At 73.3% G+C, this 24558-nt stretch carries 23 protein-coding genes and 1 tRNA gene; 19 read left to right on the top strand and 5 right to left on the bottom strand.

The features are described from left to right. The first annotated feature begins 4 nt into the window (after positions 1-4). Positions 5-1165, top strand: a complete 1161-nt coding sequence (locus IE295_RS21430; RefSeq protein WP_190065432.1) for an acyl-CoA dehydrogenase family protein — start codon at positions 5-7, stop codon at positions 1163-1165. Here the strand turns inward: IE295_RS21430 and IE295_RS21435 are convergent. Further along, on the bottom strand, positions 1162-2775 hold the full coding sequence (locus tag IE295_RS21435) for a beta-N-acetylhexosaminidase (protein WP_190065433.1): 1614 nt from the start codon (positions 2773-2775) through the stop codon (positions 1162-1164). The two genes, IE295_RS21430 and IE295_RS21435, sit on opposite strands and share 4 nt — an antisense overlap. A gap of 314 nt (positions 2776-3089) precedes the next feature. On the opposite strand from IE295_RS21435, the gene IE295_RS21440 reads away from it, so the two are divergent. Both IE295_RS21440 and glmS read left to right on the top strand, forming a co-directional pair. Then, complete coding sequence (locus IE295_RS21440) at positions 3090-3365, top strand: hypothetical protein (protein WP_190065327.1); 276 nt, start codon at positions 3090-3092, stop codon at positions 3363-3365. Between the two features lie 109 nt (positions 3366-3474). After that, positions 3475-5295, top strand: a complete 1821-nt coding sequence (glmS, locus tag IE295_RS21445; protein WP_190065328.1) for a glutamine--fructose-6-phosphate transaminase (isomerizing) — start codon at positions 3475-3477, stop codon at positions 5293-5295. A 393-nt stretch (positions 5296-5688) separates the two neighbouring features. Here the strand turns inward: glmS and IE295_RS21450 are convergent, their stop codons facing one another. Next, a complete protein-coding gene (locus IE295_RS21450; protein WP_190065434.1) occupies positions 5689-6210 on the bottom strand; it encodes a universal stress protein in 522 nt (173 codons plus the stop codon). Positions 6211-6553: 343 nt separating this feature from the next. Between IE295_RS21450 and IE295_RS21455 the strand changes: the two genes are divergently transcribed. From IE295_RS21455 to IE295_RS21495, 9 genes are all read left to right on the top strand, one after another. Next, entirely contained in the window at positions 6554-6886 is a 333-nt protein-coding gene (locus tag IE295_RS21455) for a hypothetical protein (RefSeq protein ID WP_224323326.1), read from the top strand. Between the two features lie 368 nt (positions 6887-7254). Continuing rightward, entirely contained in the window at positions 7255-8604 is a 1350-nt protein-coding gene (locus IE295_RS21460) for a helix-turn-helix domain-containing protein (protein ID WP_190065329.1), read from the top strand. Positions 8605-8609: 5 nt separating this feature from the next. After that, the gene (gene orn, locus IE295_RS21465) at positions 8610-9215 is read left to right on the top strand and encodes an oligoribonuclease (protein WP_190065330.1); all 606 of its coding nucleotides are present in this window, start codon (positions 8610-8612) and stop codon (positions 9213-9215) included. 97 nt (positions 9216-9312) lie between these two features. Continuing rightward, positions 9313-9385, top strand: a tRNA-His gene (locus IE295_RS21470). 143 nt (positions 9386-9528) lie between these two features. Next, positions 9529-9735 carry a cold-shock protein gene (locus tag IE295_RS21475; RefSeq protein WP_190065331.1) on the top strand — a complete coding sequence of 69 codons (207 nt, stop codon included), beginning with the start codon at positions 9529-9531 and terminating at the stop codon, positions 9733-9735. Further along, complete coding sequence (locus IE295_RS21480; protein WP_190065332.1) at positions 9732-11060, top strand: ABC transporter substrate-binding protein; 1329 nt, start codon at positions 9732-9734, stop codon at positions 11058-11060. The genes IE295_RS21475 and IE295_RS21480 overlap by 4 nt, the downstream gene beginning before the upstream one ends. Then, the gene (locus IE295_RS21485) at positions 11057-12037 is read left to right on the top strand and encodes a carbohydrate ABC transporter permease (protein ID WP_190065333.1); all 981 of its coding nucleotides are present in this window, start codon (positions 11057-11059) and stop codon (positions 12035-12037) included. Before IE295_RS21480 ends, IE295_RS21485 begins: the two co-directional genes overlap by 4 nt. Before the next feature lie 9 nt (positions 12038-12046). Further along, entirely contained in the window at positions 12047-12889 is an 843-nt protein-coding gene (locus IE295_RS21490; protein ID WP_190065334.1) for a carbohydrate ABC transporter permease, read from the top strand. A 44-nt stretch (positions 12890-12933) separates the two neighbouring features. Then, positions 12934-14334, top strand: a complete 1401-nt coding sequence (locus IE295_RS21495) for a GH1 family beta-glucosidase (protein ID WP_190065335.1) — start codon at positions 12934-12936, stop codon at positions 14332-14334. Between the two features lie 6 nt (positions 14335-14340). On the opposite strand, the gene IE295_RS21500 is transcribed toward IE295_RS21495, so the two are convergent. Both IE295_RS21500 and IE295_RS21505 read right to left on the bottom strand, forming a co-directional pair. Then, positions 14341-15210, bottom strand: coding sequence for a spermidine synthase (locus IE295_RS21500; RefSeq protein ID WP_190065336.1), 870 nt, complete (start codon positions 15208-15210; stop codon positions 14341-14343). Positions 15211-15275: 65 nt separating this feature from the next. Next, positions 15276-15734, bottom strand: coding sequence for a hypothetical protein (locus IE295_RS21505; protein ID WP_372479641.1), 459 nt, complete (start codon positions 15732-15734; stop codon positions 15276-15278). A gap of 265 nt (positions 15735-15999) precedes the next feature. On the opposite strand from IE295_RS21505, the gene IE295_RS21510 reads away from it, so the two are divergent. Continuing rightward, complete coding sequence (locus tag IE295_RS21510) at positions 16000-17400, top strand: NsdA family TPR-like regulatory protein (RefSeq protein WP_190065337.1); 1401 nt, start codon at positions 16000-16002, stop codon at positions 17398-17400. 60 nt (positions 17401-17460) lie between these two features. Here the strand turns inward: IE295_RS21510 and IE295_RS21515 are convergent, their stop codons facing one another. After that, entirely contained in the window at positions 17461-18054 is a 594-nt protein-coding gene (locus IE295_RS21515; RefSeq protein ID WP_190065338.1) for a histidine phosphatase family protein, read from the bottom strand. Positions 18055-18297: 243 nt separating this feature from the next. Here IE295_RS21515 and IE295_RS21520 point away from each other — a divergent pair, with 243 nt between their 5' ends. The 6 genes from IE295_RS21520 (at position 18298) to IE295_RS21545 (ending at position 24523) form a co-directional block, all read left to right on the top strand. Further along, entirely contained in the window at positions 18298-19287 is a 990-nt protein-coding gene (locus IE295_RS21520) for a phosphatase PAP2 family protein (protein ID WP_190065339.1), read from the top strand. Beyond that, positions 19208-20401, top strand: coding sequence for a hypothetical protein (locus tag IE295_RS21525; RefSeq protein ID WP_190065340.1), 1194 nt, complete (start codon positions 19208-19210; stop codon positions 20399-20401). The genes IE295_RS21520 and IE295_RS21525 overlap by 80 nt, the downstream gene beginning before the upstream one ends. Then, complete coding sequence (locus IE295_RS21530; RefSeq protein ID WP_190065341.1) at positions 20392-21978, top strand: hypothetical protein; 1587 nt, start codon at positions 20392-20394, stop codon at positions 21976-21978. The genes IE295_RS21525 and IE295_RS21530 overlap by 10 nt, the downstream gene beginning before the upstream one ends. Positions 21979-21986: 8 nt before the next feature. Beyond that, the gene (locus IE295_RS21535) at positions 21987-23327 is read left to right on the top strand and encodes an AAA domain-containing protein (RefSeq protein WP_190065437.1); all 1341 of its coding nucleotides are present in this window, start codon (positions 21987-21989) and stop codon (positions 23325-23327) included. Positions 23328-23448: 121 nt separating this feature from the next. Then, entirely contained in the window at positions 23449-23814 is a 366-nt protein-coding gene (locus IE295_RS21540; protein WP_190065342.1) for a DUF8844 domain-containing protein, read from the top strand. A 133-nt stretch (positions 23815-23947) separates the two neighbouring features. Next, positions 23948-24523 (top strand): bifunctional DNA primase/polymerase, encoded by a 576-nt coding sequence (locus IE295_RS21545; RefSeq protein ID WP_190065343.1) that lies wholly within the window; start codon positions 23948-23950, stop codon positions 24521-24523. Positions 24524-24558 lie beyond the last annotated feature (35 nt).

The following is a 24558-nucleotide window of genomic DNA, read 5'->3' on the forward strand; positions in this document are numbered from 1 at the left end:
GTCGCTGGACCACCGACTCTCCTCCGAGCACGAGGAACTCCGCCGCACCGTGGAGGAGTTCGCACACGACGTCGTCGCCCCGAAGATCGGCGACCTCTACGAGCGGCACGAGTTCCCGTACGAGATCGTGCGGGAGATGGGCCGCATGGGGCTCTTCGGGCTGCCGTTCCCCGAGGAGTACGGCGGGATGGGCGGGGACTACCTGGCCCTCGGGCTGGTCCTCGAGGAGCTCGCCCGCGTGGACTCCTCCGTGGCCATCACCCTCGAGGCGGGGGTCTCGCTCGGCGCGATGCCCATCTACCGCTTCGGCACCGAGGAGCAGAAGCGCGAGTGGCTGCCGAAGCTCTGCTCCGGCGAGATGCTGGGCGCGTTCGGCCTGACCGAGCCCGACGGCGGCTCCGACGCGGGCGCCACCCGCACCACGGCCCGCCTGGACGAGGCCACCGGCGAGTGGGTGATCAACGGCACCAAGTGCTTCATCACCAACTCCGGCACGGACATCACCGGCCTGGTCACCGTCACCGCCGTCACCGGCCGCAAGCCCGACGGCAAGCCCCTGATCTCCTCGATCATCGTGCCGTCCGGCACCCCCGGCTTCACGGTGGCGGCGCCCTACTCCAAGGTCGGCTGGAACGCCTCGGACACCCGCGAGCTGTCCTTCTCCGACGTCCGGGTGCCGGCCGCCAACCTGCTGGGTGAAGAGGGCCGCGGCTACGCCCAGTTCCTGCGGATACTGGACGAGGGCCGCATCGCGATCTCCGCGCTGGCCACGGGCCTGGCCCAGGGCTGCGTCGACGAGTCCCTCTCGTACGCGAAGACCCGCGAGGCCTTCGGCCGGCCGATCGGCGCCAACCAGGCCATCCAGTTCAAGATCGCCGACATGGAGATGCGGGCCCACACCGCCCGGATCGCCTGGCGCGACGCCGCCTCCCGCCTGGTGCACGGCGAGCCGTTCAAGAAGGAGGCGGCGCTGGCCAAGCTCTACTCCTCCGAGATCGCGGTCACCAACGCCCGCGAGGCCACCCAGATCCACGGCGGCTACGGCTTCATGAACGAGTATCCGGTCGCCCGCATGTGGCGGGACTCCAAGATCCTCGAGATCGGCGAGGGCACGAGCGAGGTCCAGCGCATGCTGATCGCCCGCGAGCTGGGTCTCGGGGGCTAGCCGCCCGCCCCGTGGCCGGCGGACTCCGCCGGCCACGGCACCTGGGGCGAGCGGTAGTAGGCGATGCCGAGCGCGTCCCAGCGCGGTCCCTGGGCGGCCAGCCGCAGGCGGTAGGCCTCCCAGTCGTGGGTGGCCCGCGGCGACCAGCCGAGCTCGGCGATGCCCGCCAGCCGCGGGAACGCCATGTACTCCAGCTGTGCGCCGGTGGAGATCGTCTCCGTCCACAGCGGCGCCTCCACCCCCGCCACGGCCTCCTCGGGCACGCCCTCCAGGTAGCGGCCGGGATCCCAGTCGTAGGACCGCCGCACCTCCACCAGCCCCGCCCAGTCCAGGCCGAGCGGGGTGTCCTTGGTGTACTTCATGTCCAGGTACGCCCGGTCCGCGGGCGAGAGGATCAGGCCGCTGCCCGCCCGCACCGCCGCCGTGACCCGCGCCCGCTCGGCGTCCCCGGTCCGGTCGTAGCCCCAGTACTGCAGCAGCGCGCCCCGCGCCGGGCGGGCCCCGGCCAGCTGGTGCCAGCCGATGACCGTCTTGCCGTGCCTCGCCACGGCCGCCTGCGCGCGGTCCATGAAGGCGGTGTAGTCCGCGGGGGCGGTGGAGTGCGCCTCGTCGCCCCCGATGTGCAGGTACGGACCCGGGGTCAGCGCCGCGAGCTCGCCGATGACGTCGTCCACGAAGGCGTAGGTGTCCGGCTTCGGCACGCACAGCGAGCTGAAGCCGACGTCCGTGCCGGTGTAGAGCGGCCGGGCCACGCCGTCGCAGTTCAGCCGGGCGTACGAGGCGAGCGCCGCGTTGGTGTGCCCCGGCATGTCGATCTCGGGCACGACCGTCACGTAACGGCTCTCGGCATGACGGACGATCTCGCGGTAGTCGTCCTTGGTGTAGAAGCCGCCGGGGCCGCCGCCGACCTGGGTGCTGCCCCCGTACGCGGCGAGGCGTGGCCAGGAGTCGATCGCGATGCGCCAGCCCTGGTCGTCGGAGAGGTGCAGGTGCAGCCGGTTGATCTTGTAGAGCGCGAGCTGGTCGATGTACCGCTTGACCCGGTCGACGGTGAAGAAGTGCCGGGCGACGTCGAGCATCGCGCCCCGGTGGGCGAAGCGCGGCGCATCGACGAGGGTGCCGCCCGGCACGGTCCAGGGCCCCGCCTGCCGGCTGCCGCGTTCCACGCGCGCGGGCAGCAGCTGCCGCAGGCTCTGCACGCCGTGGAAGAGCCCGGCCCCCTCCCGGGCGCTGATGGTCACGGAGCGGCCGGTCACCGAGAGCCGGTAGCCCTCGGCGCCGAGCGCCCGGTCCCCGTCGCCGAGGAGCAGCCGGATGCCGCCGGCGTCGGGGCCGGCGCCTGCGGTGGGGGTGACGGGCAGCGCGTAGCCCGTCGCCGGGCGCAGCACCGCCGCCAGGCCGTCGCCGATCCGCCGGGCCTCGGCGGAGTCGCGCTGTACGTGGATGCGGGTGTGCGCGGTGATCTCGTAGGGGGCGCCGCCGGGCCGTACGGATGCCGGGGCGGGGATGATCCGGCCGATCGGGGCGGGGGCGGCGGGGGTGGCGGCCGCGGCCTGTCCGGCGCCGCCGAGGGCGGTGGCGGTCGCGGTCAGCAGCAGGGCGCACAGCATCCGGGGGGTGCCGGAGCGTCGTCTCACGGAGGTTCCCTTCGGCGGACAGCTCGGGGGAATTCACGCGCACGGACTGCCACTTGAGTACCGCCGGCCCCGCCGGCCGTCAAGGTGGCCGCCCGGGGACCGCGCGGACACCGGGTGGGCCACGTCACACCGACCCCTCGCCGACCCCTCGCCGGCCAGGGATCCAGGGCGGCAAAACAGGCGATCTTCAGACGTTTGCAGCCGATTCAGCTCACATTCCCTGGCTTCCTTGCCCGAAATCGGGCAGGATTCTTGCGAATGCTCTCCGTAGCCCTCAGTATCGACGGGTGCTCGAACGCCGCATGTCCCATGACGACCTGGTCGACCACCTGGTGCGCAGCACGCCGCTTCAGCGCGGCGAGGCCGCCCGGGTGGTGCTGGACGTGCTGGCGTACTTCGACGAGACGGCCGAGGAATTCGTCCGCCGCCGCCACCGCGAACTGCAGTCCGGTGGGCTGAACAACACGGAGATCTTCGAGCGGATCGCGGCAGAGCTGCCGCACCGCGCCGTGGCACCACCCGAACTCTCACTGCGGCAGCTGCGCCGCATCGTCTACGGCTGAACCGGCAGCCGGGACGGAAAGGTGAGGCGGCCCCGCACGGCCGCCTCACCGCTTCCCCCGTCGTCGTCGCCTCCGGGCGCCACTGATCGTTTACCTGGGAGGGTCACCTATGTGTGGAATCGTCGGATACATCGGCAAGCGTGATGTCGCTCCGCTGCTGCTGGAGGGCCTGCAGCGGCTGGAGTACCGCGGCTACGACTCCGCCGGCATAGCCCTGCACGCCAGCGGCAAGGCCGGCGGCCTGAAGGCCGCCAAGGCCAAGGGCCGCGTCCGCGAGCTGGAGTCCCGCCTGCCCAAGCGCTTCGCGGGCACCACCGGCATCGCCCACACCCGCTGGGCCACCCACGGCGCGCCGAACGACGTCAACGCCCACCCGCACCTGGACGCGGAGGAGAAGGTCGCCGTCGTCCACAACGGCATCATCGACAACGCCTCCGAGCTGCGCGCCAAGCTGATCGCCGACGGTTTCACCTTCGTCTCCGACACCGACACCGAGGTCCTGGCCCACCTCATCGCCCGCTCCGAGGCGGACACGCTGGAGGAGAAGGTCCGCGAGGCCCTCCGGCACATCGACGGCACGTACGGCATCGCCGTCCTGCACGCCGACTTCCCGGACCGCATCGTCGTGGCCCGCAACGGCTCCCCCGTGGTCCTGGGCATCGGCGAGAAGGAGATGCTCGTCTCCTCCGACGTCGCCGCCCTGGTCAGCCACACCCGCCAGATCGTCACCCTCGACGACGGCGAGATGGCCACCCTCAAGGCCGACGACTACCGCACGTACACCACCGAGGGCTCCACCACCTCGAGCCAGCCGACCACCGTGGAGTGGGAGGCCGAGTCGTACGACATGGGCGGCCACGACACGTACATGCACAAGGAGATCCACGAGCAGGCCGACGCCGTGGACCGCGCGCTGCGCGGCCGCATCGACGACCGCTTCTCCACCGTGCACCTGGGCGGCCTGAACCTCGACGCCCGCGACGCCCGCGCCGTGCGCCGGGTGAAGATCCTCGGCTGCGGCACCTCGTACCACGCCGGCCAGATCGGCGCCCAGATGATCGAGGAGCTGGCGCGGATCCCCGCCGACGCCGAGCCGGCCTCCGAGTTCCGCTACCGCAACCCGGTCGTGGACCCCGACACCCTCTACATCGCCGTCTCCCAGTCCGGTGAGACCTACGACGTCCTCGCCGCCGTCCAGGAGCTCAAGCGCAAGGGCGCCCGCGTCCTCGGCCTGGTCAACGTCGTCGGCTCGGCGATCGCCCGCGAGACCGACGGCGGCATCTACGTGCACGCCGGCCCCGAGGTCTGCGTGGTCTCCACCAAGTGCTTCACCAACATGGTGGTCTCCTTCGGCCTGCTCGCCCTGCACCTGGGCCGCACCCGCGACCTGTCCGTCGCCGACGGCAAGCGGATCATCGCGGGCCTGCGCAAGCTGCCCGGCCAGATCGAGGAGATCCTGGCGAACGAGGCGCAGATCGAGGAGCTGGCCAAGGAGTACGCCGAGGCCAAGTCGATGATGTTCATCGGCCGCGTCCGGGGCTACCCGGTGGCCCGCGAGGCCTCGCTGAAGCTGAAGGAGGTCTCGTACATCCACGCCGAGGCCTACCCGGCCTCCGAGCTCAAGCACGGTCCGCTGGCCCTGATCGAGCCCGCGATGCCGACCGTCGCGATCGTGCCGGACGACGAGCTGCTGGAGAAGAACCGCGCCGCGCTCGAGGAGATCAAGGCCCGCAGCGGCCGCATCCTCGCCGTCGCGCACCAGGAGCAGGAGAAGGCCGACCACACGATCGTCGTGCCGAAGAACGAGGACGAGCTGGACGCGATCCTCATGGGCATCCCGCTGCAGCTCTTCGCGTACTACACGGCCAAGGCCATGGGCCGCGACATCGACAAGCCGCGCAACCTGGCGAAGTCCGTCACCGTCGAGTAGTCCCGCCCCCGGGCCCGCCCCGGCGGGCCCCACAGACCCTCTCGGACCTGTCCGCACCTGTCCGCGACAGGTACGAGAGGACGGTCCTCCCCGCGCGTGCCACCACGCGCGCGGGGAGGACCGCCTCCCCTGCGCCGGCGTCGCCCTCACCCCGGCGGTGATGCCACCGGTCCCGGGAACCGTCACCTCCCGTCGGCGGCACGACAGCGTCGTGTGCCGGAGACCTACCCCTCCCGGGGGTGCGAGCCACCTCTACGCGTGAGTAGATTTCGCGGCGCGTCAAGCCGCGCATCGCGCCGGATTCGACGCCATCGGCGGTACGGCGCGGATGAGTTGACGTTTCACCCGGGCGTGTCTCACCGGGGCGCGTTTCACCGGGTGCGCCGGAACGTCCTACGGGATGACCACGACCGGCCGCTGGGCGCGCCGGGCCAGCCGGCCCGCCACCGAGCCGAAGATCCGGCCGACCAGGCCGTGCGTGGAGCCCACCACGATCGCGTCCGCCGCGTACTCCCGCCCGACCTCTTCGAGTTCATGGCAGATGTCCCCGCCACGTTCCACAAGAATCCAGGGCACTTCGGACAAATAGTCCGCGCAGGCCAGTTCCAGGCCCAGCACTTCGGTGCGGTGATCGGGAACGTCGACGAAGACCGGCGGCTCACAGCCGGCCCAGACGGTCGTCGGCAGCCGGTTGGCCACATGCACGATGATCAGGCCCGAGCCGGAACGGCGGGCCATTCCGATTGCATACGCAAGCGCTCGCTCGCTCGACATGGAGCCGTCGAAGCCCACCACGACGCCGTGCTGGAACGCCGGATCGCAGGAATGACGTGTTTCTTCCACCGCTTCGGGATGCGCCGTCTGATCGGCGATCCGCTTGCGGTCCGCGGGTTCGGAGAATTCGTGACCGGCCATCGGTGTCTCGGCGAAGGAAGCCTCGTATCGAGGGGGATCGGCGGTGGACAGGTTGGAGTTGTCGGGGGGCGCGCCCTCTGATGGATCATGGACGGCCAAATCCGTCCGGGATTCATCTTTTCAAGTGCTTACCCCCAGGGTACGGCGACACTGCCTGCCTGCCCAGAGGTCGCCGCACGGGAACGAGCCCCCGCGGGCGTTCCCCGGAGCATGCACGAGCGCGGCGCGTAGCGCAATGGCCCCGGCTCTACTCACTGGTACCCACTCCCCAGTGACCCAGGCCCCCGGGCCGCCGTTGTAGTACCGCGTACTACCTCCAGCAGCCGCCAGCAGGGAGCCGCTCGTGCCCGGAACCCGTGATGACGCCCGCGAGGACACCTCCGAGGGGCCGTCCCCCGATCCGGTGAGCGACGTGGTCCGCTGGGCGGCGTTCAGCTGCGCCCTGGTTCCGGTCGTGCTGCTGATGTGCGGCCAGTCCTTCGGCGGCGCGGCCGGCACCGCGGCCGGTCTGGTCGCCCTCACCTGCGTCTGTCACGCCCTCCTGCGCCAGTCGGCGCGGACCGCCGCCAGGGTCTCCTCGGAACAGTCGCTTCCGCACCGCGGAAGGCGCGGCCGGACGGGCGGCGGAAGCCATCGCGGGGCCCGTCATCCGGGCTCCGGATCCCCCCTCGGCTGACCCTCTCGCACGCCTGCACCCGTAGGTTTTCAGCCAAGTTCGGCCCGAACTTCACACCTTGGCCAAAGAGCCCTCCAACAGCCGGTCGACCAGCAAGGAAACGGGCCTGCAGGGCGGTTGCCGCCTACGGACAGTGGGCATGGGCGAGAGGCGTACTTTTCACCGGGGCCTGCAAGTGCAACGCTTCGTGATCGAACGCTTCGCGCCAAGTTGTCATGTCGACTTAGAGGCGGGTGGTGAACTGGTCACCGCGTCTCCAAGTGACGCAGTAGATTCGATCTTGGCCATGACCGGCGGGGGAACCGTTCAGGACCGAGGGGAAACGTGCAGGACCGAGAGGACTCGACCGCCGAGGGGGGCTTAGCGCCATGAGCCAGGACTCCACGACCGCACCGGAGGCCGCGCGCAAGCTCTCCGGACGCCGCCGCCGGGAGATCGTCGCCGTACTTCTTTTCAGCGGCGGCCCCATCTTCGAAAGCTCCATCCCGCTCTCCGTGTTCGGTATCGACCGACAGGACGCAGGAGTTCCCCGCTACCGATTGCTGGTGTGCGCGGGCGAAGATGTGCCATTGCGAACAACCGGCGGCCTGGAATTGACCGCACCGTACGGCCTGGAGGCACTCTCCAGGGCCGGCACCGTAGTCGTACCGGCCTGGCGGTCGATCACCCAGCCGCCGCCGGCCGCCGCACTCGACGCACTGCGCCGGGCCCATGAAGAGGGTGCCCGCATCGTCGGGCTGTGCACCGGTGCCTTTGTACTGGCCGCCGCGGGACTGCTCGACGGCAGGCCCGCCACCACCCACTGGATGTACGCGCCCACGCTCGCCAAGCGCTATCCGTCGGTCCACGTGGACCCCCGGGAGCTCTTCGTGGACGACGGCGACGTACTGACGTCCGCGGGCACCGCGGCAGGCATCGACCTGTGCCTGCACATCGTCCGCACCGACCACGGCGCCGACGCCGCGGGGGCCCTGGCCCGCCGCCTCGTCGTGCCACCGCGCCGCAGCGGAGGACAGGAGCGCTACCTCGACAGGTCTTTACCCGAGGAGATCGGCGCCGACCCGCTCGCCGAGGTCGTCGCCTGGGCGCTGGAGCACCTCCACGAGCAGTTCGACGTGGAGACCCTGGCCGCCCGCGCGTACATGAGCCGTCGCACCTTCGACCGGCGGTTCCGCTCGCTCACCGGGAGCGCCCCGCTGCAGTGGCTGATCACCCAGCGGGTGCTGCAGGCGCAGCGGCTCCTGGAGACCTCGGACTATTCCGTGGACGAGGTCGCCGGGCGCTGCGGCTTCCGCTCGCCGGTGGCCCTGCGCGGCCACTTCCGCCGGCAGCTGGGGTCCTCCCCCGCCGCCTACCGGGCCGCCTACCGGGCGCGCCGGCCGCAGAGCGGGCCGGACCGTCCGGAGCGGAGCGAGCGGGCGGAGCGCGTGGAGCGGGGTGAGCGCGGGGACCGGTTCGACCGGCCGGATCCCGTCGAGCACCGTTCCGGCGAGCCGTCGCTCATGGGGATGCGGCGCACGGCCATGGCTCCGGCCGCGCACGCGGTGACGGGTGCGCCCCTGGGCAGCCCGCCGCCCCATGTCGGGCACGGAGGTCACCTGGGCCATGCGCCCGGTCACGGCGGGGGTCATGGGATGAACCCCAATGATTCCGGCAAATCGGATACCGACCTCTACGCCCCACGGCTGCCCGGCCAGCGGGAGCGCCCCGTAGGGTGAGACGTATGAACGATCGCATGGTGTGGATCGACTGCGAGATGACCGGGCTCTCGCTGTCGGCCGACGCGCTCATCGAGGTGGCCGCCCTGGTCACCGACTCTGAGCTGAACATCCTCGGGGACGGCGTGGACATCGTCATCCGCCCGCCCGCCGAGGCGCTCGCCACCATGCCCGAGGTGGTGCGCCAGATGCACACGGCCTCCGGGCTGCTCACGGAGCTGGACGGCGGGACGACGCTCGAGGAAGCGGAGCGTCTGGTCCTGGAGTACATCCGTGAGCACGTCCCGGAGCCGGGCAAGGCCCCGCTGTGCGGAAACTCGGTCAGCACCGACCGCGGATTCCTGCTGCGCGACATGCCCACCCTGGAGAGTCACCTGCACTACCGGATCGTGGACGTGTCCTCGGTGAAGGAGCTGGCCCGCCGCTGGTTCCCGCGCGCCTACTTCAGCAGCCCCAAGAAGACCGGCAACCACAGGGCACTGTCCGACATCCGTGAATCGATCGCCGAGCTCCGCTACTACCGCGAGGCGATCTTCGTGCCGCAGCCCGGTCCGGACTCCGACACGGCGAAGGCCATCGCGGCCAAGCACGTCCTGCCAGTTCAGGCATAGTGACGCAGCTCGCTCCCGGCACGCGCAAAGCTGGGAGCGAGCACCCCTCCGGACCCTGTACACTTTTTCTCGGCCGGTGGGAAACGCACCGGACACGGTGGGTATAGCTCAGCAGGTAGAGCACCTGGTTGTGGTCCAGGATGTCGCGGGTTCGAGTCCCGTTACTCACCCTGATGGAGAGCCCGGTTCGCGTAAGCGGACCGGGCTCTTATCGTTTTGTAGCCCTCACGAGTGATGCACGGCGCGGCCGGGGCGAGTTCGGGGCCGGTGCGGGGAATGCTCAGGTGCCGACACCGGACGAAGGGCATGACTGATGGCAACGGGCAAAGTGAAGTGGTTCAACGCCGACAAGGGCTTCGGCTTCATCGAGCAGGACGACGGCGGCCCGGACGTGTTCGTCCACTTCTCCGCCATCCAGTCCCAAGGCTTCAAGGAGCTGCACGAGGAGGACAAGGTCAGCTACGACGTCGTCCAGGGACCGAAGGGACCGCAGGCTGAGAACGTCATCGTCGAGAGGTGACCCCGGCCTGGCCGAGCGGTCCCTACCGGCGCCGGGCGCTGGTCCTCGCGGCCGCCGCCGTGCTCCTCCTCCTCGTGAGCCTGCTCGACGGCTGCGCCCGGGACGACGGGGGCGACGACGCCGGGCGCCCCGGGCGGACCACGGTCACCATCGGCACCTTCGGTGTCTTCGGCTACCGCCAGGCCGGACTCTATGAGGAGTACGAGCGGCTGCACCCGGACGTCGTCATCAAGGAAAGCGTCATCGAGCGCAACGACGCCTACTACCCGCAGCTGCTCACCCACCTCGCCGCCGGCAGCGGACTCGCCGACATCCAGGCCATGGAGGTCGGCAACGTCCACGAGCTGGCCGCCGGCCAGGGCCGCCTCTTCGAGGACCTCTCCCGGGCGAAGGGCGTCCGGCCGTCGGACTGGCTGCCGTGGAAGTGGGCGCAGGCCACCACCCCCGACGGCCGAACCATCGGCCTCGGCACGGACATCGGGCCGATCGCCGTCTGCTACCGCAAGGACCTCTTCCGGCGGGCCGGGCTGCCCACCGACCGGGAGGCGGTCGGCAGGCTGTGGGCCGGCGACTGGCAGAAGTACATCGACACCGGCAAGGCGTACGCCCGGCGGGCCCCGGCGGGCACGGTCTTCACCGACTCGGCGGCCGGCATCTACAACGCCTCCGTCCACGCCTACCCCGAGCGCTACTACGACCGCTCCGGCCGGCCCCTCTACGCGAACTCTCCCGCGGTCAGGACCTCCTGGGACCTGGCCGTGCAGGCGGTGCGCGCCGGGCTGACGGCCCGGCTCAAGCAGTTCGAGAAGCCCTGGGACCAGGCCTACGCGAACGGCCGCTTCGCCACCGTCGCCTGCCCGCCCTGGATGCTCGGCTACATCAAGGAGAAGTCGGGCGCCGCCGGCGAGGGCATGTGGGACGTGGCCGCCGCGCCCCGGCCCGCCAACTGGGGCGGCTCCTTCATCGGGGTGCCGAAGGCGGCCCGGCACAAGGCGGCCGCGATCGAGCTGGCCGTCTGGCTGACCGCGCCCGCCCAGCAGGCCAGGCTCTTCGACCGGCAGGCCGGCATCCCCTCCACCCCGGCCTCGTACGCCATGCCGGAGGTCAGGGACGCGCGGAACCCCTATTTCGGCGACGCCCCCATCGGGCGGATCTTCACCACGGCCGCCCGGTCGGTCCCCCTGCTGGTCTTCGGCCCGAGGGAGCAGCAGATCGGCGCGGCCTTCACCGACGTCGGCATCCCCCAGGTCGAACAGCAGGGCCGGTCCCCCCGGGCCGGCTGGGCGGCGGCGCAGAAGGAGATCAAGAACGCGGTGGACGAATGACCGCCACGACCACGGTGGTGGAGGGGGCGGAAGCGGGCCCCGCGGGCCGCGACCGGGACCGCCCGGCCCCCTGGCGCAGCCGCCTCTACCGCTGGGACCTGCGCTACAGCCCGTACGCGTTCGTCGCTCCGTTCTTTGCGTTCTTCGCGGCATTCGGGCTCTTCCCCCTCCTCTATACGGGCTGGGCCTCACTGCACCGGGTGGAGCTGACGGCCCCGGACCGCATGGTGTGGGTGGGGCCGCACAACTACCTCCGGCTGCTGGACAACGACTTCTTCTGGAACGCGCTGCGCAACACCTTCACCATCGGGGTCCTCTCCACCGTCCCCCAGCTGCTGATGGCCCTGGGCCTGGCCCATCTGCTCCACTACCGGCTGCGCGCCGCGACGTTCTGGCGCGTCGCGCTGCTGACCCCGTACGCCACCTCGGTCGCCGCCGCCACCCTGGTCTTCGTCCTGCTCTACGGGCGCGACTACGGCATGGTGAACTGGGCGCTGGGCGCCCTGGGCGTCGGCCCGGTCGACTGGCAGAGCGGCACCTGGAGCTCGCGGTTCGCGGTCTCCTCGATCGTGATCTGGCGGTGGACGGGCTACAACGCGCTCATCTATCTCGCCGCCATGCAGGCGGTGCCCGACGAGCTGTACGAGTCGGCGGCGCTGGACGGGGCGTCGCGCGCGCGGCAGTTCCTGCACATCACCGTTCCGGCGCTGCGGCCGACGATCCTCTTCACCGTCGTGGTCTCGACGATCGGGGCGACCCAGCTCTTCGGCGAGCCCCTGCTCTTCGGCGGGGCGGGCGGGCAGAAGGGCGGCGCCTCGCACCAGTTCCAGACGCTCGGGCTCTACCTCTACGAGCAGGGCTGGTTCTACTACCACCTGGGGCGGGCGTCGGCCGTCGCCTGGAGCATGTTCCTCCTGCTGCTGCTCGTGGGCGCGGTCAACGTGCTGATCGCGCGCGGGCTGCGGAAGGACCGGTGAGAGGAGCCCATGGCGATGCGACCGGCCGCGGGACGGCAGCTGCGCGCGGGGCCGGTCGCCTACGCGGTGCTGGCGCTGTTCACCGCGGGCTCGCTGTTCCCCCTGGTGTGGACGGCCGTCGCCGCCTCGCGCGACAACGCCCGGCTGGCCCGCACCCCGCCGCCGCTGTGGTTCGGGGACCGTCTCCTGGAGAACCTCGGCACGGCGTGGAGCGACGCCAACATGGGGCTCGCCCTGCTGAACACCACGTTCGTGGCCGGGACGGTCGCGCTCGGCACCGTGCTCTTCTGCACGATCGCCGGCTTCGCCTTCGCCAAGCTGCGGTTCCGGCTGAAGAACGTCCTGCTGTCGCTGACCGTCGGCACGATGATGGTGCCGCCGCAGCTCTCCGTCGTCCCGCTGTTCATGGTGGTCGCCGGGCTGGGCTGGACCGACCGGCTGCAGACCGTGGTGCTGCCCACGCTGGTCAGCGCCTTCGGGGTCTTCTTCATGCGGCAGTACCTCGTGGAGGCGCTGCCCACCGAGCTGATCGAGGCGGCGCGCGTGGACGGCGCGAGCAGCTGGCGCGTGGTGTGGCACATCGTCTTCCCCGTCGCCCGGCCGGCGATGGCCGTGCTGGGGATGCTCTCCTTCGTCCAGGCGTGGAACGACTTCTTCTGGCCCGTGATCGCGCTGACCCAGGAGAACCCGACCGTGCAGGTGGCGCTCACCGGCCTCGGCCGGGGCTACGTGCCCGACCAGGCCGTGGTCATGGCCGGGGCGCTGCTGGGCACCCTGCCGCTGCTGCTGGCCTTCGCCCTCTTCGGTCGCCAGATCGTCGGCGGCATCATGCGGGGTGCGGTCAAAGGCTGATCCCCTCACTCTCCCCTCCCCTCCTCTCACCCTCGGGAGCGACCATGACCGTGACCTTTCCGCCCGGCTTCCTGTGGGGCGCCGCGACCGCCGCGTACCAGGTCGAGGGCGCGGCCCGGGAGGACGGCCGCACCCCCTCCATCTGGGACACGTTCTCCCGCACCCCGGGCCGGGTGCTGGGCGGCGACACCGGCGACACGGCCACCGGCCACTACCACCGCCGCCAGGAGGACGTGCGCCTCATGGCGGAGCTGGGGCTGGGCGCGTACCGCTTCTCCGTCTCCTGGCCGCGCGTCCAGCCCACCGGCCGCGGCCCCGCCTCCCGCCGCGGCCTCGACTTCTACCGCGCGCTCATCGACGACCTCCTGGCCCGGGGCATCCAGCCGATGCTGACGCTCTATCACTGGGACCTGCCCCAGGAGCTGGAGGACGCGGGCGGCTGGCCCGCGCGCGAGACGGCACACCGCTTCGCCGACTACGCGCTCCTGGTCGGCGAGGCGCTGGGCGACCGGGTCGGGCTGTGGACCACCCTCAACGAGCCCTGGTGCAGCGCCTTCCTCGGCTATGCCGCCGGGGTCCACGCGCCGGGCCGCACCGACGACGAGGCCGCGCTGCGCGCCGCCCACCACCTCAACCTGGCGCACGGCCTCGGCGCCGGGGCGCTGCGGTCCGTCCTGCCGGCGGGCGCCACCCTGTCCGTCGCCCTCAACACCGCCGCCGTGCGGGCCCGTACCCCCGCGCCGGGCGACCTGGACGCTCAGCGGCGCGTGGACGCCCTCGCCACCCGTATCTTCACCGAGCCCATGCTGCGCGGCGCGTACCCCGACGATCTGCTCCGTGACACCGAGCCGATCACGGACTGGTCGTTCGTGCGGGACGGCGACACGGACATCATCGGGCACCCCCTCGACGCGCTGGGCATCAACTACTACGCGCCTACAGTGGTATCAGCCGCCACTGACAATCGCCCCGCCCGCTCCGACGGGCACGGCGCGGCCGGGCGTTCCCCCTGGCCGGGCGCCGGCCGGGTGGCGTTCCACCGGCCCCCGGGCAAACGCACCGCGATGGACTGGGCCGTGGACCCCACCGGCCTGTACGACCTGCTGATGCGCTTCACCCGCGAGGCCCCCGGCCTGCCGCTGATCATCACCGAGAACGGCGCCGCCTACGACGACAAACCGGACGCGGACGGGGCGGTGCACGACCCCGAGCGCATCGCGTACCTGCACGCCCACCTCGACGCGGTGCTGCGCGCCCTCGGCGACGGGGCCGACGTGCGCGGCTACTTCCTCTGGTCGCTGCTGGACAACTTCGAGTGGGCCTACGGCTACAGCAAGCGCTTCGGCGCGGTGTACGTCGACTACGCGACCCTGGCCCGGACGCCCAAGTCGAGCGCCCACTGGTACGCCCGGGTGGCCCGGACCGGCCGCCTGACGCCGTGCTGAGGGCGGCTACTCGAAGACGGAGGGCGGCGGGGCCGGGGAGGGCCGGGCGTCGGCGTCGGTGACGGGCGCCGCGCCGCCGGTGAAGTCGGCCAGCGCGCGGCCGTGTTCGACCCGGCCCTGGTGCGGGTCGGTGGCGGCCCGCCGCGTCAGCTCGGCGACGGGCAGTTCGCGGTCGGAGGCCAGCAGCACGGCGTTGCCGAAGCGGCGCCCGCGCAGCACGGCCGGGTCGGCGGTCAGGCACAGCTCGGGAAAGACGGTCCCCACGGTCGCGATCTGCGCCTTGACGTAGGCGAGCGGCGGGCCGTCGGCGAGGTTGGCGGCGTAGAAGCCGCCCGGGCGCAGCACCCGGCGGACCTCGGCCGCGAACTCGGTGCTGGTCAGGTGGGCGGGCGTGCGGGCGCCGCTGAAGACGTCCGCGATGATCAGGTCCGCCCAGCCGTCCGGCAGCTTGCCGAGCCCCTCGCGGGCGTCGCCGCCGCGCACCCGGATGCGCCAGGTGCTCTCCAGGGGCAGCTCGGTGCGGACGAACCGCACCAGCGGGGCGTCGATCTCGACGATCTGCTGGGTGGAGCGGGGGCGGGTGGCGGCGACGTAGCGGGCGAGCGTGAAGGCGCCGCCGCCCAGGTGCAGGGCCTGGACCGGCTTTCCGGGCGGTGCGACGAGGTCGGCGATGTGGCCGAGCCTGCGCTGGTAGGCGAAGTCGAGGTGGGACGGGTCGTCGAGGTCCACATGGGACTGCGGGGCCCCGTCGATCAGCAGGGTCCGGCCGCGCGGGCGGTCACGGTCCGGCACGAGCTCGGCGAGACCGCCCTCGACCTGCGCGGTCACCGCTTCCGCGGTGCGCCCGCGACCTTGTTTCTGCTTGCCTTTCGCCACCCGTCAAGTATCGCCGGTGGCGCGCGGCGCTCCGGCCGTCGGTGGTGGCCCGGCGGAGGAGGGGCTCAGCGGCAGCGGTCGACGGCCTCGATCGTGCGGGCGGCCTCGCCGAGGGCGGCGCGCAGCACGACGGGGTCGGTGGCCCAGGCGTAGGCCGCGTCGGGTGCGACGAGCCAGCCGGTGCCCTTGACGGGCGGCATGTCGGCTCCCGCGCGCGGCTCGCGTCCGTAGGTCTGGGTGCAGGCGCTGCCCGGTACGTCCCAGCGGTCGGCGGTGCCGGGCGGGACGAGGAAGCCGAGGGTGCCGCCCTCGCCGTCGTGGAGCACGGGCCCGACGCCGTCGCGCAGCCGGAGGATGTCGACCGCCTCGAGGCCCTGCCGGGCGGGGACGGTGACGAGGTCGCACGGCCGGCCGTCCCCGGCGGGCGCCTGCGTCGGGTAGGGGGACGGGCCGTGGTCCTGACGCGGCCGGTGCAGCGCCGTCGTCCGTGAGCCGCCGCCGATGTCCACTCCGGCCTCCACCACGGGAAACCCTCCTCACGCCAGTGCCACTCCGCGTCGAGCGCGCTCACGCTCGGAGGGTTCAACGGCCGTGGGCGTCAACGGCTACGGCGCCATGCCGCGCCAAAGGATGGCAGTTCATGGCGGATGACAGGTGGGATATCCGGTTTGTAGCCAAACCGGCCGTAGTGGTCCCGCCACAGCCGGTACGGTCATCACGCCACACGGCAGCACAGCCGCCCGCCCCGCGGGTTGCCCCCGGGGCGGCTCGCCAGGGAGAGGGTCCGCCATGGCGTCGCACCGCGCGTCCTCGTCACCACGCCCCAACGCCGCCTTCCGTGAACTGCGCGGGCAGCGCTCACCAGGGGAGTTCGCGGCGGCGGTGCGGCGGGCGGGCCGCGAGATCGGCGAGCACGTCTCGTGCGACGCACGCTATGTCGGGCGCGTCGAGTCGGGCGAGATCCGCTGCCCCAACTACGCCTACGAGCGGGTGTTCCGGCACATGTTCCCCGGCCGCGAGCTGGCGGACATGGGCTTCGCACCGCGCGAATCGGTACGTGGACGGGGGGCGCGAAAAAAGGGTTCCGCGCCGTCCGGGCAAACCGAGAGCCCCGCCGAAAGCCGTACCTCCCCCGGGGAGGACGGGGCCTTCCGGCGCGGCTCCCGCAGCAACTTCGACAGCAACGAGGAGAGCGACGTGTTGCGTCGCGCGTTCATGACCTCCGGCACGGCCGCCATGGCCGCCGCCTCCCTGGGCGCCGCCCCCGGCACCCGAGGCCCGCGCCGCGCGGGCGAGTCCGATGCCTGCGCCGTCGAGCAGGCGGTCCGGCAGATCCGGGTGCTCGACGACCGGCACGGCGCGGACGGCCTCTACCGGCGCGCCGCCCGCCCGCTGAAGGCGGCCTACGAGCTGCTGGACGCCCAGACCCGGCGGCAGTCGGTGGCGGACCGGCTGCACGCGGGGGCGGGCGAGCTCGCCATCTCGGTGGGCTGGCTGGCCCATGACTCGGGCCGCTTCTCCGACGCGCGCTCGCACTACGCGGAGGCGCTGGCGACCGCCCGGGTGGCCGGCGACCCGGCGCTGGAGGCGCACGCCTTCTGCAACACCGCCTTCCTCGCCCGGGACGCCGGGCGGCCCCGAGAGGCGGTGCGCGCCGCGCAGGCCGCGCAGCGGGCCGGCGGGCGGCTGGGCTCGGCGCGGCTGATGTCCCTGCTGGCCCTGCGGGAGGCCGGCGGCTGGGCGCGGCTCGGTGACGGGCCCGCGTGCGAGGAGGCGCTGCTGCGCGCGCGCACGCTCTTCGAGCGGGGGCCGGACGACGCGGACCCGGAGTGGATGACCTTCTTCGGCGAGGCGGAGCTGGAGGGCCTGGAGGCCCAGTGCTGGTCCGCCCTCGGCGACTGGAAGCGGGCCGCGGAGCACGCGGATCGGGCGGTGGACCTGCAGGACCCGCACTTCGCGCGGAACATCGCCCTCTACACCGCCCAGCTGGCGGGCGACCTGGCCCGCGGCGGCGCCCCGGACGAGGCGGCCGCCGCCGGGTGCCGGGCGCTGGACCTGCTGGAGGAGGTCCAGTCGTCCCGGGTCCGCACCATGCTGACCGCCACGGCGCGGCAGCTGCGCCGGCACGCGCAGGACCCGGTGGTCGCGGACTTCCTGGCCCGTCACCAGCCCGTCGCGCAGGCCGGGTAGGCGGGGCGGCCGGGCGGAGCGGGGCGGCCGGGCGGAGCGGGCCGCCCTTCCGCCGCAGGGTCAGCCGAGGTGGCCGGTGTCGTTCAGGCGCACCAGCGCGGGGGCGCCGTAGGCCCAGCCCAGGACGGACAGCGACGTCGGGTCGAGGCGGATGCGGGAGCCGAAGAAGATGTCCTCGCCCAGCCAGCGGGCCACGATCGTGCGCAGGATGTGGCCGTGCGCGAAGACCAGGACGTCGCGGTCGGCCGAGCGGGCCCACTGGACGACCTCGTCCGCCCGGGCGGCGACCTGCTCGCGCGTCTCGCCCTCGGGGACGCCGTCGCGCCAGATGAGCCAGTCGGGACGGCCCGCCTTGATCTCGGCCGGCGTCATGCCCTCGTAGGCGCCGTAGTCCCACTCCATCAGGGCGTCCCAGTCCGTCGCCCGGTCCCCGAAGCCGGCCAGCTCGCAGGTCTCCTTGGCGCGCGCCAGCGGGCTCGTGCGCACCTCGACGTCCGGCAGGGCGTTCCACGGCGCGCGGTGCAGCCGCTCGCCGAGCAGCTCGGCGCCGCGCCGCCCCTCGTCGAGCAGCGGGATGTCCGTGCGGCCGGTGTGCTTCCCGGACAGCGACCACTGCGTCTGTCCGTGCCGGGCCAGCAGGATGCGCGGTGCCATGGCGAGGGCCCCTTCACAAGTTTTCGGTGACTTTCGCGACAGTTCCGGCATGGCGCCGGTTCAGTCCAGCCCACATCATCACTCACTTCACCCTCAGGCAACCCTCTGGCCAGCGACGGCGTCTCCTCTCCCGCCAGCTCGGGGTTCCGGGAAAGTCACGGGGCGGTGTGCGCGCAATGTGGCGTACACCGTACGGTTGCAAGCGCGCTTGTTGGCCGCCTGAACAAATGGAGAGCCGTCCGGATGTACCGCACCGCACCACTCGGGAAGCGGCCGCGCTGGTGGACCGAACTGCCACTGATAGCCGTGGTGTACGGGCTGTACTCGGCGGGCCGGCTCCTGGTCCGGGGAGACGTGCAGTCGGCCGTGGATCACGGCCTCGCGATCCTCGACCTTGAAAAAACGTTCCGAATAAACTTCGAGCACCCGCTCAACCGGCTGTTCACCGGCCATCCCGCGCTCGGCATACCCGCCGACTTCGCGTACGCCGCCCTGCACTACCTCCTCACCCCCGCGCTGCTGGTCTGGCTCTTCCGACGCCGCCCCGACCACTACCGCCGGATGCGGACCTGGCTGATGGCCTCCACCCTCATCGGCCTCATCGGCTTCACCCTGCTGCCCACCTGCCCGCCCCGCCTCCTCGACGGCACCTACGGCTTCGTCGACACGATGCACCAGTACTCCGAGTACGGCTGGTGGGGCGGCGACGCCAGCGCCCCGCGCGGCCTGGGCGGGCTCACCAACCAGTACGCGGCCATGCCGAGCCTGCACGTCGGCTGGGCCCTGTGGTGCGGGGCGGTGCTCTGGCGCCACGGCCGCGCCACCTGGGCGAAGGTCGTGGGCGTGGCCTATCCGCTCGCCATCACCCTCGTGGTGATGGGCACCGCCAACCACTACTTCCTCGACGCCGTCGCCGGCGCCGCCGTGATGGGCGCGGGCTTCCTGCTCGCGAAGCCCGCGCTGCGGCTCGCCGACCGGATCCGCTCCCGCCGCGCCGGCGCCGCGCCCGCGGAAACCACCGGGACGCCCGCGATTGTCAGTGGCGGGTGCGAGACTGCGGCGGGTACTGCGCTTGTCCGGACGACCTCCCCCGGCTCCCCGGCCGGAGCCGGCCGTCCGGGAGCGCCGGAGAGACTTCGCGAGGCGGACGCCAGTGACCAGATCCCCCGTCAGCCGGCCCGGGGCGAGGCCGGAGACAGCCGCACCGACGACGCTGCGACAGCGGCTCGCTGAGCTGCGCGGCCCGGCCGTCGCACCACAGCCGCTCGACGCCCGGGCGCTCGCGGCGCTGGCCGCGAACCCCGGCTGCCACCGCCGGGCCCTGCTGGACGGCGCCGGCGTCGACAAGGCGGCCCTGGCCGGGGCGCTCGGCTCGCCCGCGACGTTCGGACAGTCCCAGTTCGCGTTCGTGCGCGGCCACGCCTTCGAGGCGCGCGTGAAGGACGACGGCGGCACCGGACTGATCCGCCTGCTGTGCGAGCGGCTCGGCGACGGCCCGGCCCCGCCGCCCGGACCGGGCGACGTCGACACGCCGGACCTCGCCGCCTCCGGGCCCGAGGGGCGCACGGCCCGCACCGCCCTCGCCCTGCGCGAGGCCACGGCCGCCGGCCGGTGGGCGCTGCTGGACCACCCCATGCTGGCCCTGTCCGTCGCCGGCACGCCCGCGTACCTCGAGCCGGACGCCGTCGTGGTCCACCCCGACGGCGGCTGGACGGTCGTGGAGATCAAGTCCTTCGCCATGGTCGACGGCGCGGCCGACGCGGCGAAGGTGGGGGCGGCCGCCCGCCAGGCGGCGGTGTACGCACTGGCCCTGGAGCCGGTCGCCGAGCGCGTCGACGGCGCCTCGGTCCGCCACCGCGCGCTGCTGGTCTGCCCGAAGAACTTCTCCAACCTCCCGGACGCCGCCCTCGTCGACCTCCGCAAGCAGCTGGCCACGACACGCCGTCAGCTGGACCGGCTGACGGGCGTCGCCGACATCGCCGACGGCCTTCCGGAGGGCACGACCTTCGACCTCTGCCTGGCCGACGACGGACGGACGCCCACCCGGCCGGCCGAGGAGCTCGCCGCCGCGGTCGACGCCGTCGGCGCGGCGTACGCCCCCGAGTGCCTGGCGGCGTGCGAGCTCGCCTTCCACTGCCGCGCCCGGTCCCGGGCGGCGGACGCGGTGCAGACCCTGGGCCGCGCCCTGCGCGCCGAGCTCGGCGGTCTGACCACGATCGAGGCGGTCCTCGCGGCGGCGGCCGGCGAGGCGGGCGACCCCGCCGATCCGGCGGTCGCCGCGCTGCGCCGCGCGGCACGGCTGCGGGCGGAGTCGCTGGAGACGGCGGGAGCGGCGTCATGTCCCTGATCGGCACCCTCGCCCGGCTGGAGGCCGCGCGGGACGGGCGGGCCCGGCCGCTGGCCACCGTGCGGCACCGGCACATCGCCGGGAAGCCGCTGGTGTTCGTGCCGCTGACCACCGCCGGCGAGGCCGGTGCCCCGCTCGGAGCGCTCGTGGGCACCGAGCGGGACGCCCCCCGCCTGCTCGTCGTGGCCCAGCCGCGCGACCGCGACCTGCGCTCCGCGTTCCTCGCGGAGCTGGCCGACGCGATGCTGCCCCACATCGAGGAGTTCGCCGACGCCGTCGAGCGCGAGGAGCGCAAGGAGACCGACCCCGCGACCGGCAGGAAGGTGCCGGTGGAGGTCGAGCTGTGCGCGGACGCGCCGCAGCTGGTGGTGCCGAGCGCGGCGGGCGTGGAGTACGTCCGGCTGCTCGGCCGCTCGATGCGCTTCCGCCGCACCGCCGAGCAGGACCCGGACGCGCCGCACCCGGCTCCCCCTCGGGTTCCCCTGCTCGGGCGCTGGCTGACGCACTTCGGGGAGCGGTCGCGCGTCCCGGGCTCGTCGCTGCTCCTGGCGATGACGCAGGTCCTGGGCCGCCACTGGGCCACCGGCCAGAGCGTCCTGGAGGACCAGCACCTGGGCGCGCTGCTGGCCTGGATCGACCCGCCGGAGGAGACGTCCGGCGCCGCGGCCGCCCTGCGGGCGGAGCTGGCCCGCGATGCCGAGGGCCTCCTGGTCCACCCGCCCGCCGGCCCCGCCACGGACCCGGTCTTCGACAACAAGCGGCTGGCTCCCGCCATCGCCCGCTACGACCAGGCACGCACGGAGGTCCTCCGGTCGTCGCCGCACCGGTTCACGACGGCCCACCGGGCGCTGGCCGGCGCCGAGCTGGAGATACGCGATCTTCTTCTGGGGCAGCTGCGCCCCACCTGGGACGCCGTCTGGCACGGCATCGACCTGCTGCGCGCCCTGCCCGAGGGTGCCCGCGTCGGCGAGCGCTGGAAGCGCGACCGCTGGTCGTACACCGCGCACCGCGACCGCGTCCGCGCCGGCGAGCCCCCGCAGCCGCGGCGGGACGACGCCGTGACGGCGGCCCGCAAGCTGTCCGCCCGCGAGACCGCGCAGGCCCAGCTGGACGCGCAGGAGGCGCTCGACGATCCGCTGGTGATGGCCGGGCGGCGGCTGGCGGGCGAGGCCTTCGCCGGGCGGGTCACCGATGTGGTCATGGAGTATTCGGAAGCGAAGATTCCGCGTCCGCGGCCGCTGGTGACGCTCCGCACGCAGGACGCCCCGCACGTCGCCGACGGCGTGAAGCTGCACCGCGCGCTGCCGGACGGCAGGGCGCAGTCCGCCGAGTTCGTCTCCCACGGGCCGGACGGCTCCCTGACCGTACGGCTGACCGGCGGCATGGGGCGCGGCAAGGTCCCGGAGGCCGGCTCCGTGCCGGAGCCGGGGGACCAGGTGTGCTGGACCCTCTTCGAGCACGCGCCCAGGGGCGGCCCCGAGCTGCCCGAACCCGAGCAGACGCCCTGGACCCACGGCGGCCCGCCGGCCGCCGCGGCCGAGGCCCCCGACCCGGTGACCGCGGAGGACCACCTGTGACCGTACGCATGGCGCGCGGGCGCGCCTTCGACCCCGGCCGGGCGGCGGCCGAGGCCACGGACGCGATCCTGCGCGACACCCTGCACGGCCCGCACCGGGGCGTCGTCGTGGACTCCCCGCCCGGCGCCGGGAAGTCGACGCTGGTGGTCCGGGCCGCCCGGGAGCTGGCCGCCGCCGGCCGCCCGCTGATGATCGTCGCCCAGACCAACGCGCAGGTCGACGACCTCGTGCTGCGCCTGGCCAAGCAGGACCCCGACCTGCCGGTCGGCCGGCTGCACAGCAGCGAGCGCCGCCCCTACGACCCGGCCCTCGACGCGCTCGGCTCGGTCGTCCCCTCGGCGAAGGCGGCCGACCTCGCCGGGCTGGACGTCGTGGTCTCCACGGCCGCGAAGTGGGCCCACACCAAGATCGCCGAGCCCTGGGGGCACGCCATCGTCGACGAGGCGTACCAAATGCGCTCGGACGCGCTGCTGGCCGTGGCGGGGCTGTTCGAGCGGGCGCTGTTCGTGGGCGACCCCGGGCAGCTCGACCCCTTCAGCGTGGTCGGCGCGGAGCAGTGGGCGGGGCTGTCGTACGACCCGTCGGCGAGCGCGGTCAGCACACTGCTCGCCCACAACCCCGGGCTGCCGCAGCACCGGCTGCCGGTCTCCTGGCGGCTGCCCGCCTCCGCCGCGCCGCTGGTCTCGGACGCCTTCTATCCGTACACGCCCTTCCGCAGCGGCACCGGCCACGGCGAGCGGCGGCTCGCCTTCGCGGTGACCTCGGACGGCTCCGGACCGGACCGGGTGCTGGACGAGGCGGCGGAGTCCGGGTGGGGCCTGCTGGAGCTGCCCGCGCGCCACACGCCCCGTACGGACCCGGAGGCGGTGAGCGCCGTCGCGCACGTCGTCCGGCGGCTGCTGGACCGCGGCGGGGCCGTGACCAGCGAGAGCTCGCCGGACCCGGCCCCGCTGACGGCGGAGCGGATCGCGGTGGGCACGGCCCACCGCGACCAGGCCGCGGCCGTGCGCGCGGCCCTGGCGGAGCTCGGCGCCGGCGGGGTCACGGTGGACACGGCCAACCGGCTCCAGGGGCGCGAATTCGACGTCACGGTGGTGCTGCACCCCCTGTCGGGCCGCCCCGACGCGACGGCGTTCCATCTGGAGACGGGCCGGCTGTGCGTCCTGGCCTCGCGGCACCGGCACGCGTGCATCGTGGTCTGCCGGGCGGGCGTCGACCGTCTGCTGGACGACCATCCCGCCACGGAACCGGTGCAGCTGGGGGTGACGGTGAAGTTCCCGGACGGCTGGGAGGCCAACCACGCGGTCCTCGCCCACCTGGCCGAGCACCGGGTCCGGTGGCAGCCGTGACGCCGCCGGAGCGGCCGTAGGAAACAGTCGCCGGCGGCCCTGAACGGGGTCGTGGGGCGGGGGCGCACTTGCGCGCGGCAGGACAATGGATGACGGTGCAGACGATTCTGGAGGTATGTACATGTGCGAGCCGAAGCAGGCTCCCGGCGCGCAGGAGAGTGCTCCGCGCCGCCTGAAGCCCGCGCAGCTGCTCTTCGAGCCACCCGAGGCCGTCGCCGATCCGGAGCACTTCTTCGACCTCGAGTCGATCGAGGACCCGCGTGAGCTGCTGACCCGCTCCACCGAGCTGGCACTGGCCTTCCGCGCGGCAGCGGACCGGGCGACGGAGTACCAGGCGGTGGCGGCGGCTCAGCTCGCCGATCCCCGGCGTTTCGACAGACTGCCGACGGCCGTCATCGCCGAGCGTGCCGAGTGGAGCGAGGACTACGCGAAGAAGATGGTCGAGTTCGGCCGTGACCTGCTGCGCGGCAGCAGCGCCCGCGACTGATCCGCACGGCCCATGATCTCGATCATGGGCCGTTGGCATATGCGGCGCACACCGTAGCGCACCCCCCGCGACCCTGTCCCGATTTCCCCGAACTCCCCCGGGCGCACCCCGCCGGGCCGCCGACCATGGGGCCATGACCTCCTGGCCGCACGATCCGCGCCCCGACCGCCCCCGGCCCGCCGCCCCCCACGTCCCGCTCGCCGGGGCCGACTGGCTCGCCTCCGCCAGCCGCTTCCCCCGCAGCGTCCACGCCCTGTGGGCCGAGGACCCGCTGGCCACGGTCATACTGCCCTGCGGCACCGCGTTCGACGTGATCGACGCCCCGATGCTGTTCGGCCGCCGGATGCTGGACCGGCTGTGGTCACCGGCGGGCCCGGGCACGGGTCCGGTCGCCGCGCAGCGCGGCCGGCTCCTGCTGTTCGCCGCGCCCGGCACGGCCCAGCGGCTGCCCGCGCTGCTGGCCTGGGAGGAGTGGGGCGGCGAGGGCCGGGCGGCGCCGCCCCCGCTGCTCTCCTACGGTACGGGCGACGCCGTGACCGTCCCGCCGCTGTGCCCGCCGCCCGCGGGGCTCGAGCCGACCCCGCCCACCAGCCGCTGGCTGGTCGTCCCGGACAGCCGCAGCCCCTGGCTCCCGGCGGCGGACGTCCTGCTGTGGGCCTGCGTACGGGCCGCGCGGACGACCCCTGTACCCACCCCCGCGGCGGGCTGAAACATACGGATTTTCTTTCCACCGGACCGGGGTGC

Source organism: Streptomyces griseocarneus (assembly GCF_014655595.1).
Classification (GTDB): Bacteria; Actinomycetota; Actinomycetes; order Streptomycetales; family Streptomycetaceae; genus Streptomyces; species Streptomyces griseocarneus.

Coding starts and splice junctions, on each gene's coding strand:
- IE295_RS21515 (WP_190065338.1), bottom strand. CDS start 18,054: ATGGCACCGCGCATCCTGCTGGCCCGGCACGGACAGACGCAGTGGTCG.
- IE295_RS21510 (WP_190065337.1), top strand. CDS start 16,000: ATGGCGTCGCACCGCGCGTCCTCGTCACCACGCCCCAACGCCGCCTTC.
- glmS (WP_190065328.1), top strand. CDS start 3,475: ATGTGTGGAATCGTCGGATACATCGGCAAGCGTGATGTCGCTCCGCTG.
- IE295_RS21460 (WP_190065329.1), top strand. CDS start 7,255: ATGAGCCAGGACTCCACGACCGCACCGGAGGCCGCGCGCAAGCTCTCC.
- IE295_RS21530 (WP_190065341.1), top strand. CDS start 20,392: ATGTCCCTGATCGGCACCCTCGCCCGGCTGGAGGCCGCGCGGGACGGG.
- IE295_RS21450 (WP_190065434.1), bottom strand. CDS start 6,210: ATGGCCGGTCACGAATTCTCCGAACCCGCGGACCGCAAGCGGATCGCC.
- IE295_RS21545 (WP_190065343.1), top strand. CDS start 23,948: ATGACCTCCTGGCCGCACGATCCGCGCCCCGACCGCCCCCGGCCCGCC.
- IE295_RS21435 (WP_190065433.1), bottom strand. CDS start 2,775: ATGCTGTGCGCCCTGCTGCTGACCGCGACCGCCACCGCCCTCGGCGGC.
- IE295_RS21495 (WP_190065335.1), top strand. CDS start 12,934: ATGACCGTGACCTTTCCGCCCGGCTTCCTGTGGGGCGCCGCGACCGCC.
- IE295_RS21490 (WP_190065334.1), top strand. CDS start 12,047: ATGGCGATGCGACCGGCCGCGGGACGGCAGCTGCGCGCGGGGCCGGTC.
- IE295_RS21520 (WP_190065339.1), top strand. CDS start 18,298: ATGTACCGCACCGCACCACTCGGGAAGCGGCCGCGCTGGTGGACCGAA.
- IE295_RS21540 (WP_190065342.1), top strand. CDS start 23,449: ATGTGCGAGCCGAAGCAGGCTCCCGGCGCGCAGGAGAGTGCTCCGCGC.
- orn (WP_190065330.1), top strand. CDS start 8,610: ATGAACGATCGCATGGTGTGGATCGACTGCGAGATGACCGGGCTCTCG.
- IE295_RS21475 (WP_190065331.1), top strand. CDS start 9,529: ATGGCAACGGGCAAAGTGAAGTGGTTCAACGCCGACAAGGGCTTCGGC.
- IE295_RS21485 (WP_190065333.1), top strand. CDS start 11,057: ATGACCGCCACGACCACGGTGGTGGAGGGGGCGGAAGCGGGCCCCGCG.
- IE295_RS21535 (WP_190065437.1), top strand. CDS start 21,987: ATGGCGCGCGGGCGCGCCTTCGACCCCGGCCGGGCGGCGGCCGAGGCC.